Here is an 18,465-nt window from a genome sequence, read left to right on the forward strand (position 1 = left end):
GCCATGCTGCCCCTATCCTACGGCGGCGAGCGGTGCCTTCACCGTATCGAACGCCGCGCTGGCGACACCTTGCAGCCTGCCGACCCGTTCGGCAAGCTCGCCATCGATCCGGAAATCGCGGCCCAGGCATACCCGTGCTTCGATTCCGTGCGCGGCGGGCACCGAAACCCAGATTTCGCCCCGCGCGCCGCGCTCGTGCTGGACCAGCCCGGCGAGTGCCGGATAGGCGGCGGCATCCTCGATCGTCAGGTCCAGCCGCAACCGCACGTCGCGCGCGATCACGTCGAACGGCTTCAGCGACTTGACCGTCGCCCGCGCGCTTTCGTCGCCGGCGCGCCGGTCGAGTTCCAGCGTGAACAGCCCGCAGCCGCCAACCTTGCCCGCTGCCTCCAGATCGTTCGCCGCCCCTTCGTCGAAACAGGTCACCGGCACCTGCCCCGTCGCATCCGACAGCGTCGCCATCATGTACCGCTTGCCTCGCGCCGACGTCCGCCACCGCGCATCCTCGACCAGCGCCGCCACCGTCGCACCGACCCGTCCGCCCTCGGGCACCGGGGTATCGGCCAGATCGGCGATCTTGCGCGCGCCATGCGCACTGGCCAGATGGGCATAGCGATCGAGCGGGTGTGCCGAGAAATAGAAGCCGAACGCGTCCTTTTCCGCCGCGATCGCCTCGGTCAGCGTCCAATGCACGTCGGGCAGGCGGATCGCCGCCTCGGTCGCGCCGCTCGCTTCGCCGAACAGGCCACCCTGCCCGCTCGACCGGTTCGCCTCGGTCCGCTGCGCCGTCGCCATCAGCGTGTCGGCCAGCGCATGGACGCCCGCCCGATCGCCGACGACGCATTCGAACGCGCCCGCCGCCGCCAGCGTCTCGATCTGCCGCTTGTTCAGCAGCTTCGGATCGACCCGCGTCGCGAAATCGTCGAGCGACTTGTACGGCCCCTTCGCCGCCCGCTCCTCGACCATCAGCTCCATCGCCCGCTCGCCCACGCCCTTCAGCGCCGACAGGGCGTAGCGCACCGCCAAGTTGCCGTCGGCCTCCTCGACGCCGAAGGTCGCATCGCTGGCGTTGATGCACGGCGGCAGGCAGTCGATGCGCAGCCGCTTCATATCGTCGACGAAAATCGCCAGCTTGTCGGTCTGCGCATAGTCGAACGCCATCGACGCGGCGAAGAATTCGTGCGGATGGTGCGCCTTCAGCCACGCCGTCTGGTACGCCAGCAGCGCATAGGCCGCCGCGTGGCTCTTGTTGAAGCCGTATCCGGCGAACTTGTCGATCAAGTCGAACAGCTCGTTGGCCTTCGCCTCCTTGATGCCGTTCACCTCGGCACAGCCCTTCACGAAGATCGATCGCTGCGCGTCCATCTCCGCCTTGACCTTCTTGCCCATCGCGCGCCGCAGCATGTCCGCGCCGCCCAGCGAATAGCCGGCCAGGATCTGCGCGGCCTGCATCACCTGTTCCTGATAGACGAAGATGCCGTAGGTCTCGTTCAGAATCGGTTCGAGCAGGTCGTGGGGATAGATGATCTCCTCGCGCCCCGCCTTGCGCGCGCCGAACGACGGGATGTTGTCCATCGGCCCCGGCCGGTACAGCGATACGAGCGCGATGATGTCGCCGAAATTGGTCGGCCGCACCGCCGTCAGCGTCCGCCGCATGCCCTCCGATTCCAGCTGGAACACACCGACCGTATCGCCGCGCTTGAGCAGCTCGTAGGTGGCCGCATCGTCCCACAACAGGCTGTCGAGATCGACCACGATCCCCCGCCGCGCCAGCAGCTCGACCGCGAACTTCAGCACCGACAGGGTCTTGAGACCCAGAAAGTCGAACTTCACCAGCCCCGCACCCTCGACATATTTCATGTCGAACTGCGTGACCGGCATGTCGGACCGCGGATCGCGGTACAGCGGTACCAGCTGCGCCAACGGCCGGTCGCCGATCACCACGCCCGCCGCGTGGGTGGACGAGTGGCGCGGCAACCCCTCCAGCTTCATGGCAAGGTCGAGCAGCCGGCGCACGTCCGCCTCGCGCTCATATTGCTGGTGCAGTTCCGATACGCCGTTGATCGCGCGGTCGAGCGTCCACGGGTCGGTCGGATGGTTCGGCACCAGCTTGGCGAGGCGATCGACCTGGCCATAGCTCATCTGCAACACGCGGCCGGTGTCCTTCAGCACCGCGCGCGCCTTCAGCTTTCCGAAGGTGATGATCTGCGCCACCTGGTCGCGGCCATATTTCTGCTGGACATAGCGGATAACCTCGCCCCGCCTGGTTTCGCAGAAATCGATGTCGAAGTCGGGCATCGACACGCGTTCCGGGTTCAGGAAGCGCTCGAACAGCAGCCCCAGCTTGATCGGATCAAGGTCGGTGATGGTCAGCGCCCAGGCGACCGCCGAACCCGCACCTGAACCACGGCCCGGACCCACCGGAATATCATGGTCCTTCGCCCATTTGATGAAGTCGGCGACGATCAGGAAGTACCCCGGAAACCCCATCTGGCAGATGACGTCCAGCTCGAAATCCAGCCGAGCGAAATAGTCGGGGAACCTTGCAACCAGCTCTTCCTCGGTCAATTCGGGGATCGTCCCCGTCGCCGCCGGCGTCGGCGCATCCTCCCACGGCGCGGGCGCCTCGACCGCGACCTCGGCGGTCACCATGCCCTCTTCCAGCGCGACGATCTTGCGCAGGCGATCGACCAGCCCGGCGCGCGAATCGACGCGCAGCTTCAGCGCCTCGCCCTCGCGATCGCCGGCCAGGCTGGGCAGGATCGGCTTGCGCTTGGGCGCCGCCACCGCGCAACGCTGTGCGACGACCAGCGTATTTGCCAGCGCTTCCGGCAGGTCGGCGAACATCTCCTGCATGACGGCCGCAGGCTTCAGCCACGCCTCGGGCGACGAGCGCTGGCGATCCTCGCTCGCGACATAGCTGGACGATGCGATGCACAGCATCGCGTCGTGCGCATCGTGGAAATCCGCCTCGGCAAAGCAGCACGGATTGGTCGCGACCAGCGGCAGGTCGCGTGCATAGGCGAGGTCGAGCAGATGCGGCTCGGCGCGCTGTTCGACACTCTCGCCCCGCCGCGCCAGTTCGACATAGAGCCGGTCGCCGAACAGCGCCTGCAACCGGTCGGCATAGGCCAGCGCCTCATCCTCGCGCCCGGCGGCGAACAACCGCGCCAGCGCACCGTCGCCCGCGCCGGTCAGCGCGACCAGCCCGTCGCTACGCCCGATCAGCGCGTCGATCGGCACATGCGCGGGAATTTCCACCGGCCGGTCGAGATGCGCCATCGACACCAGCGCGCAGATATTGTCGTACCCGCGCGCGTCCTGCGCAAACAGCGGCAGCCAGTCGATGTCCGGCTCGACACCCTCGACCCCGCCCGGCCGCGCGACGGCCAGCAGCGTGCCGACCACCGGCTGCACACCCTGATCCTTGCACGCATCGGAAAACGCCATCGCGGCATACAGCCCGTTGCGATCCGACAGCCCGGCGGCGGGAAAACCCAGTTTGCGCGCAGCCTTGGCGATCGCCTTCGGATCGATCGCGCCCTCCAGCATGGTGAAGGACGAAAAGATACGAAGCGGTACGAACCCGGAATGCGCCATCCGCACGACGTAACCATCCAGGGCTGATTCGGCCAGTGGAGCAACGGCGGAACCACGACGAACCGCACCCGTTCCGGTGGCAAACAGGAGCATGACGATGACCGATTTCGCCCGCAACGTCCGTACCGGCGGCCCCGGATGGGGCTGGAGCCTCGCCTACGGTATCGTGTCGGTGCTGATCGGCCTCCTCGCCTTCGCCGCGCCCTTCCCCGCGACGCTGGCGGCGACGATGATCGTCGGCTTCTTCTTTCTGGTGGGCGGCATCGCGTCGCTGATCGCCGCGTTTAGGGGGCGTAACGGCCGGGGCTATGCCGCGCTGTTCGGGCTGCTGTCGGTGATTGCCGGCGGCTACATGCTGCTGATGCCGGTCGGCGGAGCGCTGTCGCTGACGCTGCTGATGATCGTCTGGCTCGCGGCCCGCGGGATCATGGAGCTGATCGTCGGCGCGCGGTTTCGGCGGTTGCGCGTGCCGATGCTGCTGCTCGGCGCGCTGAATGTCGTGCTGGCGATCCTGCTCTACACGACGGTGCCGTGGTCCGCGCTGACGCTGCCGGGCTACATCCTCGGCGCGAGCTTCCTGTTCGGCGGGATCGTCGCGATCATCGGCGCGCTGTCGGATCGACGGGAGCACGCAGCGTAAGCCGTTCCGAGAGGAAACGTACCCCCGCGCAGGCGGGGGTCCAGAGCCAAACAAGAAACGACAGCGAGTGGAACCCTGGGCTCCCGCCTGCGCGGGAGCACGGCCACGGCGGCACTATCCCAACGCCGCGGCAACTGCCCCTTCCAGCTCCTCCGGCTTGGTCGTCGGCGCGAACCGCGTGACCCGCTCGTCGCGCCCGACCAGGAACTTGGTGAAGTTCCACTTCACCGCCTCGCTGCCCAACACACCGGGCGCTGCTTTCTTGAGCGCGCGGAACAGCGGCGCGGCATCGGTGCCGTTCACGTCCACTTTGCCGAACACCGGAAAGCTGACGTCATAGGTCAGCGAACAGAATTGCGCGATTTCCGCGGCGTCGCCCGGTTCCTGCCCGCCAAACTGGTTGCAGGGAAATCCCAGCACGGCGAAGCCCTGCGGCCCGAACCGGCGATGCAGCGCCTCAAGCCCCGCATATTGCGGCGTGAACCCGCATTTCGACGCGACGTTGACGATCAGCAGCACCTGCCCGCGATAATCCGCCAGCGTCGTCTCCGCGCCATCGGCGGTTCGCACCGGAAGGTCGTACAGGTCGCTCACCGCAACACCCCATCATGCAGCCGCACCACCCGGTCCATCCGGCTGGCCAGTCGTTCGTTGTGCGTCGCGACCAGTGCCGACGAACCCTGCCCGCGCACCAGCCGCAGGAACTCGGCGAACACCACGTCGGCGGTTGCCTCGTCCAGATTGCCGGTTGGCTCGTCGGCCAGCACCAGCGCGGGCCGGTTCGACAGCGCCCGCGCCACCGCGACGCGCTGCTGCTCGCCGCCCGACAGCTGGCTCGGCCGATGGTGCAGCCGCTTGGACAGGCCCAATGCGCTCAGCAACTCGGTCGCCCGCGCATCCGCCACGTCGCGTTCGGCACCACGCACCAGCTGCGGCAGCACGACATTCTCGACCGCGTTGAAATCGGGCAGCAGGTGGTGGAACTGATAGATGAAGCCCATCCGGTCGCGTCGCACCTCGGTCCGGCGGTTCGCGCCGGCCTTGGCCAATTGTTCGCCGCACACCAGGATTTCGCCCTCGAATCCGCCTTCCAGCAGGCCGACCGCCTGCAACAGCGTCGACTTGCCCGACCCCGATGGCCCCAGCAACGCGACGATCTCGCCCGGCGCGACGGCCAGCTCGACCCCGCGCAGCACGTCGATCGTCGCTGACCCTTGCGTGAAGCTGCGCCGCAGATTGCGGGTTTCCAGAACCGGCTCAGTCATAACGCAGCACCTGCACGGGGTCGGTATTGGCCGCCTTGAACGCCGGATACAGCGTGGCGAGGAACGAGAAGAGCAGCGCAACCACCGCGATGACGATGATCTCGACCGGATCGGGCTTCGACGGGAGTTCGGTCAGATAGCGCATCGTCGGGTCCCAGATATCGATACCCGTCACCGCACCGACCGCCCCCAGGATCTGCTGCCGGAACGCCAGGAACACGAAGCCAAGGATCAGCCCCGCCCCCACGCCCAGCGCACCGATCGTCGTGCCGACCGTCATGAAGATGCGCAGCAGCCCGCCGCGCGTCGCCCCCATGGTCCTGAGGATCGCGATGTCGCGTGTCTTCGCGCGGACCAGCATGATGAGCGACGACAGGATGTTGAACACCGCGATCAGGATCAGGATCGACAACACGGTAAAGGTCACGATCCGGTCAACCGCCAGCGCCTGGAACAGCTCGCCGTTCAGCTGCCGCCAGTCGACGATCTGCGCGCTGGCGACATATTTGCGGGCCAGCGGCGCGACGATCTGCCCCACCTTGTCGGGATCGGTCGTCTCCAGCTCGATCGACCCGACCGTATCGCCGCTCAGCAGCAGCGTCTGCGCATCCTCGATCGGCATGATGACATACGCCTTGTCGAGGTCGTAGACCCCGACCTCGATGATCGCGGCGATGCGGTACGGCACCTGGCGGATCATCGTGCCAAACGGCGTCGTCGGCCCCTGCGGGCTGATGATCGTGATCTCGCTGCCGATAGTGACGCCCAGCGCCTGTGCCAGACGGCTGCCGATCACGACATTGCCGCTGCCCGGCGTGATCGAGCGGAGCGCACCCAGCTTCACATTGTCGCGGATCGTCGGATTGTCGCGAATATCCTCGATCCGCATGCCGCGCATCAGGATGAATTCGGATCGGCCGTTATAGGTCGCGAACAGCGGCTGTTCGATCAGCGGTGTCGCGCTGGTAACCCCCGGCGTCCGCTTGGCCTCGGCGGCGATGTTGCGCCAGTCGGGCAGTTGGTTGTTGTACCCCTGGATCAGCGCATGGCCGTTCAGCCCGACGATCTTGTCGAACAGCTCGGCGCGAAAGCCGTTCATCACGCTCATGACGATGACGAGCGCCGCGACGCCCAGCATGACCGCGACGAGGCTGATCGATGCGACCAGTGCGATGAACGCCTCCCCCCGGCCGGGGAGCAGGTAGCGGCGGGCGATCATCCGCTCGTAACGCGATAACAGCATAGGGGCGGTCGATATCCTGACAGGCAAGCCGAAGTTGGCGCTGTAGGTAGGCGATGCCGCGTCCGCAATCCATGCTGTTGCGGAATCGACACATGGTTAGCAAAACCGTAGCAAACATGCCGCTCCCCCGGTGACAGGCGGGCACAGGCATCCTACGACGGCCCCACGAAGCGCAGGCAACACAGGCCACGGTTCGGGGAGGCCAACCGGCTCCGCCCTGGAAGGGGGGAAGGGGCGTAGAAGCGGTGGCAACCAAGGGGGCTGACGAGCGATCGTCACGCAGGCGGCCGGGCTGGTAACAGTCCGGCCGTTTGCCGTTTCAGGGCCTGCGCGCACACATCGCGGCACCCGCAACCTTCCGCTCCCCGCGCCTCCTCCTCCACCAACCTCCGATATCCCCGTCCGCGCCAACGTCGGCGCCCGGCGCAACCTTCCGCGACCCGCTTTCCCCTCCCCGATCGGTCGCCCGGATATGCCGGATCGCGCAACCTTCGACAACCTCTTGAAAGCCTCGATTGTCGAACCATATCGGTTCGTGAACGGTGCCTGCGGGGCCGCTCACGAACCGGCATCGCCTATCCGGATGCCGCCTTCGATCAACTCGCTTCGACATGGAGGATTTGACATGCGTACGTTCGATTTCACCCCCTATCGCCGCTCGACCATCGGTTTCGACCGCTTGTTCGACCTGCTCGAAAACAATGCCCGCACCAGCGCGGGCGAGAATTATCCGCCCTTCAATCTCGAACGCGTCGCCGAGGATCGCTACCGCATCACACTGGCGGTCGCCGGCTTCAAGCAGGATGAGGTGGAGATCACCGCCCAGCAGAACCTGCTCGTCGTCTCGGGCAAGAAGGCGGATCAGACCGATGCGCAGAAGAGCGCGGTCCTGCATCTGGGCATCGCCAATCGCAGCTTCGAACGCCGGTTCGAACTGGCCGATTTCATCGTCGTGGAAAGCGCCGACCTGTCCGATGGCCTGCTGACCATCGAACTGCGTCGCGAAGTACCCGACGCGATGAAGCCGCGCCGCGTGGCGATCGGCGCATCGGCCACCCAGCCGGTGATCGCCAACGATGCCGCGAAGGGCGACGATTCGGCAAACGCCGCCTAAGCGACCCTTCCTGACGCAGGCGGGCGCCCGGACCTATCTGGTTCGGGCGCCCGTCATGATTCTAACGCCGTTGCCACAACCCGACCGTCACCCCGGACTTGATCCGGGGTCCCGCTTCTTGCCGGTTACGTGACGTTCGAAAAAGAAGCGGGACCCCGGGTCAAGCCCGGGGTGACGTTACGGTTGGGACTATGGGTTCGCCTCAAACCAACCGGGACTGCTTCACCGCCGCGCCGATAAAGCTCGCGAACAGCGGATGCGGGTCGAACGGCTTGGACTTCAGTTCCGGATGGAACTGCACGCCAACGAACCACGGATGATCGGGCCGCTCGACGATTTCCGGCAGCATCCCGTCGGGCGACATGCCCGAGAATACCAGCCCGCCCGATTCGAGCATCTCGCGATAGGCGGTGTTCACTTCATAGCGATGGCGATGCCGCTCGCTGATCGTGGTTCCGCCATAGATCGACGCGACGACCGAATTGCCCGCCAGCGACGCTTCATAGGCGCCCAGCCGCATCGTACCGCCCAGATCGCCATCCGATTCGCGCTTCTGGATGCCTTCGGGCGACATCCATTCGGTAATCATGCCGACCACCGGCTGCTCGGTCGGCCCGAACTCGGTCGACGACGCATTGGCGATCCCACCGGTCGAGCGCGCGCCCTCGATGCAGGCCATCTGCATGCCAAAGCAGATGCCGAAATACGGCACCTTGCGTTCCCGTGCGAAACGCACGCTGGCGATCTTGCCCTCGGCACCGCGTTCGCCGAACGCACCGGGAACCAGGATCGCGTGGCACGGCTCCAGCTCGGCGGCGACCATGTCGTGATCGCCTTCGAACAATTCGGCGTCGATCCAGCGGATCTTGACCTTCACCCGGTTCGCGATACCGCCATGGACCAGCGCCTCGTTCAGCGACTTGTACGCATCCTGCAGCCCGACATATTTACCGACCACGCCGATCGTGACTTCGCCTTCGGGGTTCTGGAGGCGATCCATGATGTCGCTCCAACGCGACAGGTCGGGGGCATCGCCGGGCTCGATCCCGAACGCGCGCAGCACTTCGGCGTCCAGCCCCTCGGCATGATATTGCTCGGGCACCGCATAGATGCTGGACGCGTCGAGCGCGGGAATGACCGCGCCGGCCGGCACGTTGCAGAACAACGCGATCTTCGCGCGCTCGCTCGCCGGCAACGGCTTTTCGCAGCGGCAGACCAGCACGTCGGGCTGCACGCCCAGCGCCGCCAGTTCGCGCACCGAATGCTGCGTCGGCTTGGTCTTCAACTCGCCGGCCGCCGCAATATACGGCACCAGCGTGACGTGGATGCTGATAGAGCGACCGCGGCCCAGTTCGTTCTTGAGCTGGCGAATTGCCTCGATGAACGGCAGCGATTCGATGTCGCCGACCGTACCGCCGATCTCGCACAGCACGAAGTCGAGGTCCTGCCCGTCGTCGTCGACGGTATCGGCCTGCGCGAATGCCTTGATCGCGTCGGTGACGTGCGGGACGACCTGCACCGTCGCGCCCAGATAATCGCCGCGCCGTTCGCGCTGGATGATCGTCTGATAGATGCGACCCGAGGTCACATTGTCCGACTGATGCGCCGCGACGCCGGTGAAGCGTTCGTAGTGGCCAAGGTCGAGGTCGGTTTCCGCCCCGTCGTCGGTCACATAGACTTCGCCGTGCTGATAGGGCGACATCGTGCCCGGATCGACGTTGAGATAGGGGTCAAACTTGCGAATGCGGACCTTGTAGCCGCGCGCCTGCAAGAGAGCTGCGAGAGAGGCCGCCATGAGGCCCTTGCCGAGCGACGAAACCACGCCGCCGGTGATGAAGATATACCGCGCCATGGGAAGCATCGCCTAGCGTCGAACGCCATCGCCGCCAAGCGCAGGATTGCCCTGCGCCCGCGAAATACGACGGACTGGTGGATGAAAAGGGGTGTTTAGCGGGCCAGCGGGACCGCGCCGTTGTCGGCGGGGGCCGGGTTGCCGCCCGGCTGGGCCGCCGGATTTGCCGGCGCACCCGCTGCCGGAGCCGGAGTCGTCGGCCGTGCCAGCGACGTATCGATCGACGCCCCGCCCCGATTCGCGGCGATGACCGCCAGCGCGATGCTCATCGCGATGAAAAGCCCCGCCAGGATCGCAGTCGCCCGCGTCAGGAAATCGGCCGCCCCACGCGCCGACATCAGGCCCGACGGGCTACCACCGGTGGTCAGCCCGCCGCCTTCCGACTTCTGCATGAGGATCACCGTCACGAGCAGCGCGGCGATGATCGCATGAACGACGAGCAGGAAGGTGAACATGGTCGAGGAACATTTCCGAAAGAAAGGAGTGCGGGTGTCGAAGCGCGCCACATAGGCGAGGGAACGCCCGCGATCAATGGAGCGCCAACGGTCCATCCGTAACATTATCGTATCGACCGGGAAACCAAGCGCGCGATTGCGACGTTCATCTTTCGACCCCGCCCTACGGCCTTGTACTGACGTTAGGTTCCAGCGATGTTCCCCACGATCCCCCTCAAGAAATGGATGGACGGCCTGGTCGATTATGTCCGCTCGGGAGAGCCGGACCTGACCAACCGCCAGATGGCGCTGATGATGATCGTCTATCTGCAACCCGGCCCCCATACCGTCCGCGGCCTGGCCCGTGCGCTGAACGTGTCGAAGCCGGTCGTAACGCGCGCCTTGAACAGATTGGGCACGCTCGGCTATCTCCGCCGCCAACGCGACGATGCCGACAAACGGAATATCTTCGTTGCGCAGACCAGCGAAGGGGCAAATTTTCTTGCAGAGTTCGGGCAGTTCATGGGCGGCGACGGCGTCGGCGACTATCACCGGCGACACGCCAGCGCGTAACCGCTTCGCGCTGCGCACGCGATCGGTCGCGATCGACCCTCGCACCGATGCCGTGCGACGCGACCTTGCCGACATCCGACTCGCCGACCGCGTGTTCGCTCCCCATTACGCCGTGCCGACGCGCCGGATGGTAGGCACCGTCACGCCGATCACCGAGTCCCCGGACGGTGCCGTCCTGTCGCAAATCCTGCCGGGCGAGCCGTTCGATGTGCTCGAATTCACCTCGACCCATGGCTGGGGCCGCTCGCCGATCGACGGCACGGTCGGCTTCGTGACGCGCAGCAACCTGATCGACGAATATCCCGCCTCGCACATCGTCGTGGCACGGCAGGCTATCGTTCACGCCGATGCCTCGACGACGCGCCCCCTGCCCCTGTCGCTGCCGATGGGCAGCCGGGTCGCCGCGACACCGGCCAATGACGACTGGGTGGAGGTCGATGGCGGCTATGTCGCCGCGGCGGCACTGCGTCCCTTGTCCGACGAGTCCGGCGATGCCGTCGACCAGGCGATGCGCCTGCTGGGAACGGGATTCGTCATGGGCGGACGTTCGGGCGCGGGGGTCGATGCCGCCGGGCTGATTTTCCTCGCATGGTCGCTGGCCGGCGCACCCCCGCCCCGCTTTCTCGACCTGCAGGCGGAGAGCGTCGGCACCGCTCTTGCCGAAGGCGACACGCTCCGCCGGGGCGACCTCCTGTTCTTTGCCGATCATGTCGCGATGCTGGTCGACGACACGACCGTCATCCACGTCACCGATACCGTGCGGTGCGATTCCGTGACCGCGCTCGACCGGTTCGGTCCCATTCGTGCCCGGAGGCGCCCCGCATGACCGTTCGCGTCTTCATCGACGGTGCCGCCGGCACCACCGGCCTTGAAATCGCCGACCGGCTCGGCGACCGGCCCGAGGTCGACTTCATCACCCTCGACGATACCCGCCGCAAGGATGCGTCGGCGCGGCGCGAGGCTTTGAACGACGCCGATTTCGTCATCCTCTGCCTGCCCGACGATGCGGCACGCGACGCGGTGGCGATGATCGACAACGACCGGACGCGCGTCATCGACGCCTCGACCGCGTACCGCGTTGCCGATGGCTGGACCTATGGCATGGCCGAACTGGAGCCGTCGCAGCCCGGCGCAATCGCGACCGCTATGCGCGTGTCCAATCCGGGTTGCTACCCGACCGGCTTCCTCGCGCTGGTCCGTCCGCTGGTGCGCGCCGGCCTCGTGCCCCACGACTGGCCGGTCAGCGTCAACGCGGTGTCGGGCTATTCCGGCGGTGGCAAGGCGATGATCGCCGCGTTCGAGAATGGCGAGACCGATACCGCGTGGCTCGGCTACGGCCTGTCGCTCGCGCACAAGCATGTGCCGGAAATGCAGCGCCACGCCCGCCTCGCCCATCCGCCGCTGTTCCAGCCGTCGGTCGCCCGCACCTATCGCGGCATGGTGGTCGAAGTACCGCTGCCGCTGTTCGCGTTTCACCGCCGCCCCAGCCTGTCGGCGATCGAGGCGGCGTTGCAGGAAGCCTATCGCGAATCGCCGGTGGTCCGCGTCCTGCCGGGCGACGACAGCGCGATCCCGATCGAGGCCGATGCCGGTACCGATCGGCTGACGCTGCGCGTGTTCGGCAACATGGATACCGGTCAGGCGCGGCTGGTCGCGACGCTGGATAATCTGGGCAAGGGTGCGTCCGGTGCCGCAGTGCAGAATTTCAACCTAATGGCCGGTTTCGACCAGACTGCCGGGCTGACGCTATGACGGCGAACGCAATTTCGTAACGATTTAAGCGATCTTTGCGCACCGCATACCTATGCCGCCTTCGCGTTCGCGAAATAGGCTGCTAGAGGCGCGCTCGATCACGGTTAGATAGCAGGAGTTGGCATGACGAGGGACCCGGTAGCGAAGCTGCTGTTGTTCGGCGCGACGGGTGACCTGTCGCAACGGATGCTCCTCCCCTCGCTCTATGGCCTGCATGCCGACGGCCTGCTGCCCGATGGATTGACCATCACCGGCACCGCGCGACACGAACATGACGATGCCGGTTTCCGCGATTTCGCGAAACACGCGCTCGACCAGTTCCTGCCCGACGACCGCAAGGACGAGGCGGCGATCGACGGCTTCCTCGCCCGCCTCCACTACCAGCCGCTCGATGCGTCGAACGTCGATGGCTTTGCCGCCCTCGCGGAAAAGCTGGGCGATATTTCCGGCGGCCTCGCCATCTTCCTGTCGACCGCGCCGTGGCTGTTCGGCCCGACGATCACCGGCCTGAAGAGCGCCGGCCTTGCCGGTCCCAAGGTCCGCATCAGCCTCGAAAAGCCGCTGGGCAAGGACCTGAAGTCCAGCCAGGAAATCAACGACCTGGTGGCCGCCGCCTTCCCCGAGGAGCGGACCTACCGGATCGACCATTATCTGGGCAAGGAAACGGTCCAGAACATCCTCGCGCTGCGCTTCGGCAATGCGATGTTCGAGCCGGTGTGGAATGCCCGCGGCATCGACAATGTGCAGATCACCATTTCCGAAACCGTCGGCCTCGAAGGGCGCGCGGGCTATTATGACGAGGTCGGGGCGTTGCGCGATATGGTGCAGAACCATGTCCTGCAGTTGGTCGCGCTGATCGCGATGGAGCCGCCCGCCCGCTTCGACGGCACGTCGATCCGCGACGAAAAGGTCAAGGTCCTGCGCTCGCTGCGCATGATTGGGCCGGAAGAGGTCAATACCCACACCGTCACCGGCCAATATGATGCCGGCGCGGTGAAGGGCGAGATCGTGCGCGGCTATGACGAGGAACTGGGCAAGGATTCGAACACCGAAACCTTCGTCGCGGTGAAGGCGCATGTCGACAACTGGCGCTGGCAGGGCGTGCCCTTCTACCTGCGCACCGGCAAGCGGATGACCGATCGCCATTCGGAAATCTCGATCCAGTTCAAGCCGGTGCCGCACTCGATCTTCGCCGATCGTGGCGGGCAGTTGCAGCCGAACACGCTGGTCATCCGTCTCCAGCCGGAGGAATATGTCCGCCTGCTGGTGATGGCCAAGGAACCAGGCCTCGACCGCGATGGCGTGCGCCTGCGCGAAGTGCCGCTCGACCTGTCGCTCACCACCGCCTTTGCCGGCACCCGCCGCCGCATCGCCTATGAACGCCTGCTGCTCGACCTGATCGAAGGCGACCCGACGCTGTTCGTCCGCCGTGACGAGGTGGAGGCGCAGTGGACGTGGATCGATGCGATCCGCGAAGGGTGGAAGGCGAACGACACCAAGCCCAAGGGCTATGCCTCGGGCAGCTGGGGGCCGAATGCCAGCGTCGCGCTGACCGAACGCGACGGGGTGACGTGGAACGAGTGAGCGTGTGAGACGCTCCCCTTCCACCCTATATACCCCGTCCAGTTCGAGCAGCATCGAGCAAAGTCGAGATGCGGCCGTCGAGAACCGGTTCTCAGGCAAGCTCGAACGAAACGGAAAAACACACGGGATTGCAGAATGACCGAGATCGAATGGTGGGAATATGACGAATCCACCGAATTTGCCGAGGCGCTTGCCGGCGATATCCAGTTCATCATCGAATCGGCGATCGACGCGCGCGGCGCGGCGGTAATCGCCCTGGCGGGCGGTCGCACCCCCGCCCCGATCTATGACAAGCTGGTCAAGGCCAAGCTCGACTGGAAGCGAGTGACGATCGTCCCCACCGACGACCGTATCGTGCCGATGGGCGACGCACTGTCGAACGTCACCGGCCTCGCTAAGATCTTTCTGCCCAAGGGCGCACGGGTGATCCCGCTGACCGCCGAGAAGGCAGCGGACTACAAGGCCGCCGGCCGCGCGGCGGACGCGCGGTTGCAGGACCTGCACTGGCCGCTCGACCTCTGCCTGCTGGGCATGGGTGCCGATGGCCATACCGCGTCGATCTTCCCCGGCCCCGACCTGACCGAAGCGCTGACCGGGCCCAAGGAACGACGCGCGCTGGGCGTGATGCCCGACCCGCTGCCGCCCGAGGCGCCGGTTGCCCGCGTGACGCTCAGCCACGCCGCGATCGCCTCGGCCCGTGCGCTGATGATCGCCATCACCGGCGATGAAAAGAAATCGGTGCTTGAACGCGCGATCGATCAGGGCGCATCCTCGTCCTATCCGATCGGCCGCGTGCTGGCCGAAGTCGAACTCCCCGTCGATATCCATTGGAGCCGCTAATGGCCTTCAACGCCACGATCGCCGCCGTCACCGACCGCATCATCGAAGCGTCGCGCGACAAGCGTGCCGCCTATCTCGCGCTGATCGACCGCGAGCGCGAGAGCGGCGTCGACCGGCCGATGCTGGGCTGCGCGAACTTGGCGCACGCCTATGCCGGCACCGATGAGGATCGCGACGCGATGCGTCCGGCCAACCGGATGAACATCGGCATCGTCACGGCCTATAACGACATGCTGTCGGCGCACGCCCCCTATTACCGCTACCCCGAACAGATGAAGGTCTGGGCGCGCGAAGCGGGCGTGACCGCGCAGGTCGCGGGCGGCGTGCCGGCGATGTGCGATGGCGTGACGCAGGGATTTCCCGGCATGGAGCTGTCGCTGTTCAGCCGCGATACCATCGCCCTGTCGACCGCGGTGGCGCTGAGCCACGGCACGTTCGAGGGTGCGGCGCTGCTCGGCATCTGTGACAAGATCGTGCCCGGCCTGCTGATGGGTGCGCTGCGCTTCGGCCATCTGCCGATGGTGCTGATCCCCGGCGGCCCGATGCGCTCGGGCATCCCCAACAAGCAGAAGGCGGCGGTTCGCGAAGCCTATGCCGAGGGCAAGGTCGGCCGCGAGGAACTGCTCGACGCCGAAATCGCCGCCTATCATGGCAAGGGTACCTGCACCTTCTACGGCACCGCCAATTCGAACCAGATGATGGTCGAGGCGATGGGCCTGCACGTCCCCGACGCCGCCTTCGCCAATCCGGGCACCAAGCGCCGTCAGGAACTGACCCGCTACGCCGTCCATCGCCTCGCCCAAATTGGCTGGGACGGCGACGATTATCGTCCGATCGGCCGGGTGGTCGATGAGAAGGCGATCGTGAACGCCGCGATCGTGCTGCTCGCCACCGGCGGATCGACCAACCACCTGATCCACCTGCCCGCCATCGCGCGCTGTGCCGGGATCATCATCGACTGGGACGATTTCAATCGTCTGTCGGAGGTCGTGCCGCTGCTCACCCGCGTCTATCCCAACGGGTCGGCCGATGTGAACGGGTTCGAGGATGCCGGCGGCCCGTCCTTCGTCATCCGCGAACTTCTGCGCGGCGGGTTGCTGCACGGCGACGTGCTAACCATCGCGAAGGACGGCATGGCCGCCTATGGCCGCCAGTCGACGATCGAAGACGACAAGCTGGTCTGGAAGGACCATGCCCCGACCAGCGGCGACGACACGATCGTCCGTACGATCGAAGCGCCCTTCGCTGAAGAGGGCGGCTTCCGCATCCTCCAGGGCAATATCGGCCGCGCCTGCATCAAGGTGTCGGCGGTCGATCCCGATCGCTGGGTCATCGAGGCACCGTGCCGCGTGTTCAGCGACCAGGCGGCGGTCCAGACGGCGTTCAAGGCCGGCGAGCTCGACCGCGACGTCGTGGTCGTCGTCCGGCATCAGGGGCCAAAGGCCAACGGCATGCCCGAACTCCACAAGCTGACCCCGCCGCTCGGCGTGCTGCAAAATCGCGGTTTCCGCGTGGCCTTGGTTACCGATGGCCGCATGTCGGGCGCCTCGGGCAAGGTACCCGCCGCGATCCACCTGTCGCCCGAGGCGCTGGGCGGCGGGCCGATCGGCAAGCTGCGCGATGGCGACGTCATCCGCCTCGACGCGAACGCCAACACGCTGGAGGCCTTGGTCCCGGCCGACGAATGGGCGGCGCGCGAACACGCCCCCGTGCCCCCGCCTGCCGACGGCACCGGCCGTGAAATCTTTGCAATGATGCGGCAGGGCGCAAGTGAAGCGGAAGCCGGCGGTTCGGCCATGCTCGCCGCGGCGGGGCTGTAACGCCGAACCACCATCCTCGTACCCCCGCGCAGGCGGGGGTCCAGAGCAACGAGCGTCGACCCATGCGACTCTGGATCCCCGCCTTCGCGGGGATACGTAACCGGGCCAAGAGAGGAATGTCATGGAAGTCGTTGCGGTAGATATTGGCGGCACGCACGCCCGCTTCGCGATCGCCGAGGTCGAGGACGGCCGGGTCGTGTCGCTGGGCGAACCGATCACGCAGAAGGTCGCCGAACATGGCAGCCTGCAACTCGCGTGGCGCGCGTTCGAACGCGATCTGGGCCGCCCCCTGCCGACCGCGGCCAGCCTTGCCGTCGCCTCGCCGGTCAACGACACGCTCATCAAGTTCACCAACAATCCGTGGATCATCCGCCCGCCGCTGATGAAGGAGCGGCTGGGCGTCGACACCTGGACGATCATCAACGATTTCGGTGCGGTCGGCCATGCCGTCGCGCAGGTTGCCGACAGCGACTTCATCCATTTGTGTGGGCCGGAAGGGCCGCTGCCCGACAAGGGCGTCGTCACCATTTGTGGCCCCGGCACCGGCCTCGGCGTCGCACAGCTGCTGCGCGCGCATGATCGTTATCACGTGCTGGAGACCGAGGGCGGGCATCAGGATTTCGCCCCGCTCGACGGGATCGAGGATGCGCTGCTCCGGCGGCTGCGGCGCGCGCATGGTCGCGGGTCAACCGAGCGCGCCTGCGCCGGCCCGTCGATCGTCGCCTGGTACGAAACCCTGGCCGAGATCGAGGGCGTGTCGGTACCGCATAGCGACGACAAGACGATCTGGACCGCGGCGCTCGACGGCACCGACAGCATCGCCGTCGCCGCGCTCGACCGCTTTTGCCTGACGCTGGGTGCCGTGGCCGGCGACCTTGCGCTGGCGCACGGGGCAAAGGCGGTGGTCATCGCCGGCGGGCTCGGCCTGCGGCTGAAGGATCATCTGCTCGAATCCGGCTTCGGTACGCGCTTTACCGCCAAGGGGCGTTTCCAGCAGCTGATGGCCGGCATCTCGGTCAAACTCATCACCCATCCCCAGCCCGGCCTGTTCGGGGCCGCCGCCGCATTCGCGCAGGAGCACGCACGATGACCGTCACCATTTCCGACATCATGCAGACCAGCCCGGTCATCCCGGTCCTCGTCGTCCATGACGCGGCGCAGGCACGCCCGATGGCCGAAGCGCTGGTCAAGGGCGGCCTGCGCGTCCTCGAAGTCACGCTGCGCACCCCCGCCGCGCTGGAAGCGATCGCGGAGATGAAGAAGGTGGAGGGCGCGATCGTCGGTGCCGGCACCGTCGTCAGCCCCGACCAGTTCCGCCAAGCAATGGACGCCGGCAGCGAATTCATCGTCTCCCCCGGCCTCACCGAAACCATCGCGCGCCCGATCATCGACAGCAAGGTCCCGTTCCTGCCGGGTATCGCCAACGCCGGCGACATCATGCGCGGCCTCGACCTCGGCCTCACCCACTTCAAGTTCTTCCCGGCAGAAGCATCGGGCGGCCTGAAGGCACTGAAGGCGCTCGCCGCGCCCTTCTATCAGGCCAAGTTCTGCCCAACCGGCGGCATCACCGAAGCGAGTGCGCCGGAATGGCTGGCGTTCGATCCGGTCCTGTGTGTCGGTGGCAGCTGGATCGTCGGCGCGACCCACGCCGAAACCGAAACCCGCGCGCACGCGGCGGCGGGGTTGCGGGCCTAAAATCCTCCCCGCCTCTCGGGGAGGGGGACCATGCGCAGCATGGTGGAGGGGGG

General features: G+C 66.4%; 16 protein-coding genes. 10 read left to right on the top strand and 6 right to left on the bottom strand.

Features of this window, described 5'->3' with window-relative positions:
- Window positions 1–12: 12 nt before the first annotated feature.
- A complete protein-coding gene (dnaE, locus tag ASE58_RS00715; protein ID WP_055817050.1) occupies window positions 13–3,600 on the bottom strand; it encodes a DNA polymerase III subunit alpha in 3,588 nt (1,195 codons plus the stop codon).
- 97 nt (window positions 3,601–3,697) lie between these two features.
- Here dnaE and ASE58_RS00720 point away from each other — a divergent pair, with 97 nt between their 5' ends.
- Entirely contained in the window at window positions 3,698–4,240 is a 543-nt protein-coding gene (locus tag ASE58_RS00720) for an HdeD family acid-resistance protein (protein WP_235511880.1), read from the top strand.
- Between the two features lie 114 nt (window positions 4,241–4,354).
- On the opposite strand, the gene ASE58_RS00725 is transcribed toward ASE58_RS00720, so the two are convergent.
- The 3 genes from ASE58_RS00725 to ASE58_RS00735 are packed head-to-tail and all read right to left on the bottom strand — an operon-like array spanning window position 4,355 to window position 6,748.
- The gene (locus ASE58_RS00725) at window positions 4,355–4,834 is read right to left on the bottom strand and encodes a glutathione peroxidase (RefSeq protein WP_055817053.1); all 480 of its coding nucleotides are present in this window, start codon (window positions 4,832–4,834) and stop codon (window positions 4,355–4,357) included.
- Complete coding sequence (locus tag ASE58_RS00730; RefSeq protein ID WP_055761054.1) at window positions 4,831–5,505, bottom strand: ABC transporter ATP-binding protein; 675 nt, start codon at window positions 5,503–5,505, stop codon at window positions 4,831–4,833. The genes ASE58_RS00725 and ASE58_RS00730 overlap by 4 nt, the downstream gene beginning before the upstream one ends.
- The gene (locus ASE58_RS00735) at window positions 5,498–6,748 is read right to left on the bottom strand and encodes a lipoprotein-releasing ABC transporter permease subunit (protein WP_055817055.1); all 1,251 of its coding nucleotides are present in this window, start codon (window positions 6,746–6,748) and stop codon (window positions 5,498–5,500) included. Before ASE58_RS00735 ends, ASE58_RS00730 begins: the two co-directional genes overlap by 8 nt.
- A 625-nt stretch (window positions 6,749–7,373) precedes the next feature.
- Here ASE58_RS00735 and ASE58_RS00740 point away from each other — a divergent pair.
- On the top strand, window positions 7,374–7,862 hold the full coding sequence (locus tag ASE58_RS00740; protein ID WP_055817056.1) for an Hsp20 family protein: 489 nt from the start codon (window positions 7,374–7,376) through the stop codon (window positions 7,860–7,862).
- Between the two features lie 202 nt (window positions 7,863–8,064).
- Here ASE58_RS00740 and ASE58_RS00745 read toward each other — a convergent pair whose 3' ends face one another.
- Together ASE58_RS00745 and secG are read right to left on the bottom strand one after the other, a co-directional pair.
- Window positions 8,065–9,714, bottom strand: a complete 1,650-nt coding sequence (locus ASE58_RS00745) for a CTP synthase (RefSeq protein ID WP_055817058.1) — start codon at window positions 9,712–9,714, stop codon at window positions 8,065–8,067.
- Between the two features lie 95 nt (window positions 9,715–9,809).
- Window positions 9,810–10,169: a preprotein translocase subunit SecG gene (gene secG / locus ASE58_RS00750; protein WP_055817060.1), complete on the bottom strand. Its 360-nt coding sequence runs from the start codon at window positions 10,167–10,169 to the stop codon at window positions 9,810–9,812.
- Between the two features lie 225 nt (window positions 10,170–10,394).
- Here secG and ASE58_RS00755 point away from each other — a divergent pair, with 225 nt between their 5' ends.
- The 8 genes from ASE58_RS00755 to eda all read left to right on the top strand — a co-directional run bounded on the left by ASE58_RS00755 (window position 10,395) and on the right by eda (window position 18,412).
- The gene (locus ASE58_RS00755) at window positions 10,395–10,721 is read left to right on the top strand and encodes a MarR family transcriptional regulator (protein WP_055761039.1); all 327 of its coding nucleotides are present in this window, start codon (window positions 10,395–10,397) and stop codon (window positions 10,719–10,721) included.
- On the top strand, window positions 10,651–11,547 hold the full coding sequence (locus ASE58_RS00760) for a C40 family peptidase (RefSeq protein ID WP_156347548.1): 897 nt from the start codon (window positions 10,651–10,653) through the stop codon (window positions 11,545–11,547). Before ASE58_RS00755 ends, ASE58_RS00760 begins: the two co-directional genes overlap by 71 nt.
- Window positions 11,544–12,473 (top strand): N-acetyl-gamma-glutamyl-phosphate reductase, encoded by a 930-nt coding sequence (gene argC, locus ASE58_RS00765; protein ID WP_055817064.1) that lies wholly within the window; start codon window positions 11,544–11,546, stop codon window positions 12,471–12,473. The genes ASE58_RS00760 and argC overlap by 4 nt, the downstream gene beginning before the upstream one ends.
- Before the next feature lie 123 nt (window positions 12,474–12,596).
- Window positions 12,597–14,057 carry a glucose-6-phosphate dehydrogenase gene (gene zwf, locus ASE58_RS00770; protein WP_055761029.1) on the top strand — a complete coding sequence of 487 codons (1,461 nt, stop codon included), beginning with the start codon at window positions 12,597–12,599 and terminating at the stop codon, window positions 14,055–14,057.
- Window positions 14,058–14,192: 135 nt separating this feature from the next.
- On the top strand, window positions 14,193–14,897 hold the full coding sequence (gene pgl / locus ASE58_RS00775; RefSeq protein WP_055761026.1) for a 6-phosphogluconolactonase: 705 nt from the start codon (window positions 14,193–14,195) through the stop codon (window positions 14,895–14,897).
- Window positions 14,897–16,717 (top strand): phosphogluconate dehydratase, encoded by a 1,821-nt coding sequence (gene edd, locus ASE58_RS00780; protein WP_055817066.1) that lies wholly within the window; start codon window positions 14,897–14,899, stop codon window positions 16,715–16,717. Before pgl ends, edd begins: the two co-directional genes overlap by 1 nt.
- 121 nt (window positions 16,718–16,838) lie before the next feature.
- Window positions 16,839–17,807 carry a glucokinase gene (locus ASE58_RS00785; RefSeq protein WP_055761021.1) on the top strand — a complete coding sequence of 323 codons (969 nt, stop codon included), beginning with the start codon at window positions 16,839–16,841 and terminating at the stop codon, window positions 17,805–17,807.
- Complete coding sequence (gene eda / locus ASE58_RS00790) at window positions 17,804–18,412, top strand: bifunctional 4-hydroxy-2-oxoglutarate aldolase/2-dehydro-3-deoxy-phosphogluconate aldolase (RefSeq protein ID WP_055761017.1); 609 nt, start codon at window positions 17,804–17,806, stop codon at window positions 18,410–18,412. The genes ASE58_RS00785 and eda overlap by 4 nt, the downstream gene beginning before the upstream one ends.
- Window positions 18,413–18,465 lie beyond the last annotated feature (53 nt).

Source organism: Sphingomonas sp. Leaf9 (assembly GCF_001421355.1).
GTDB lineage: Bacteria > Pseudomonadota > Alphaproteobacteria > Sphingomonadales > Sphingomonadaceae > Sphingomonas.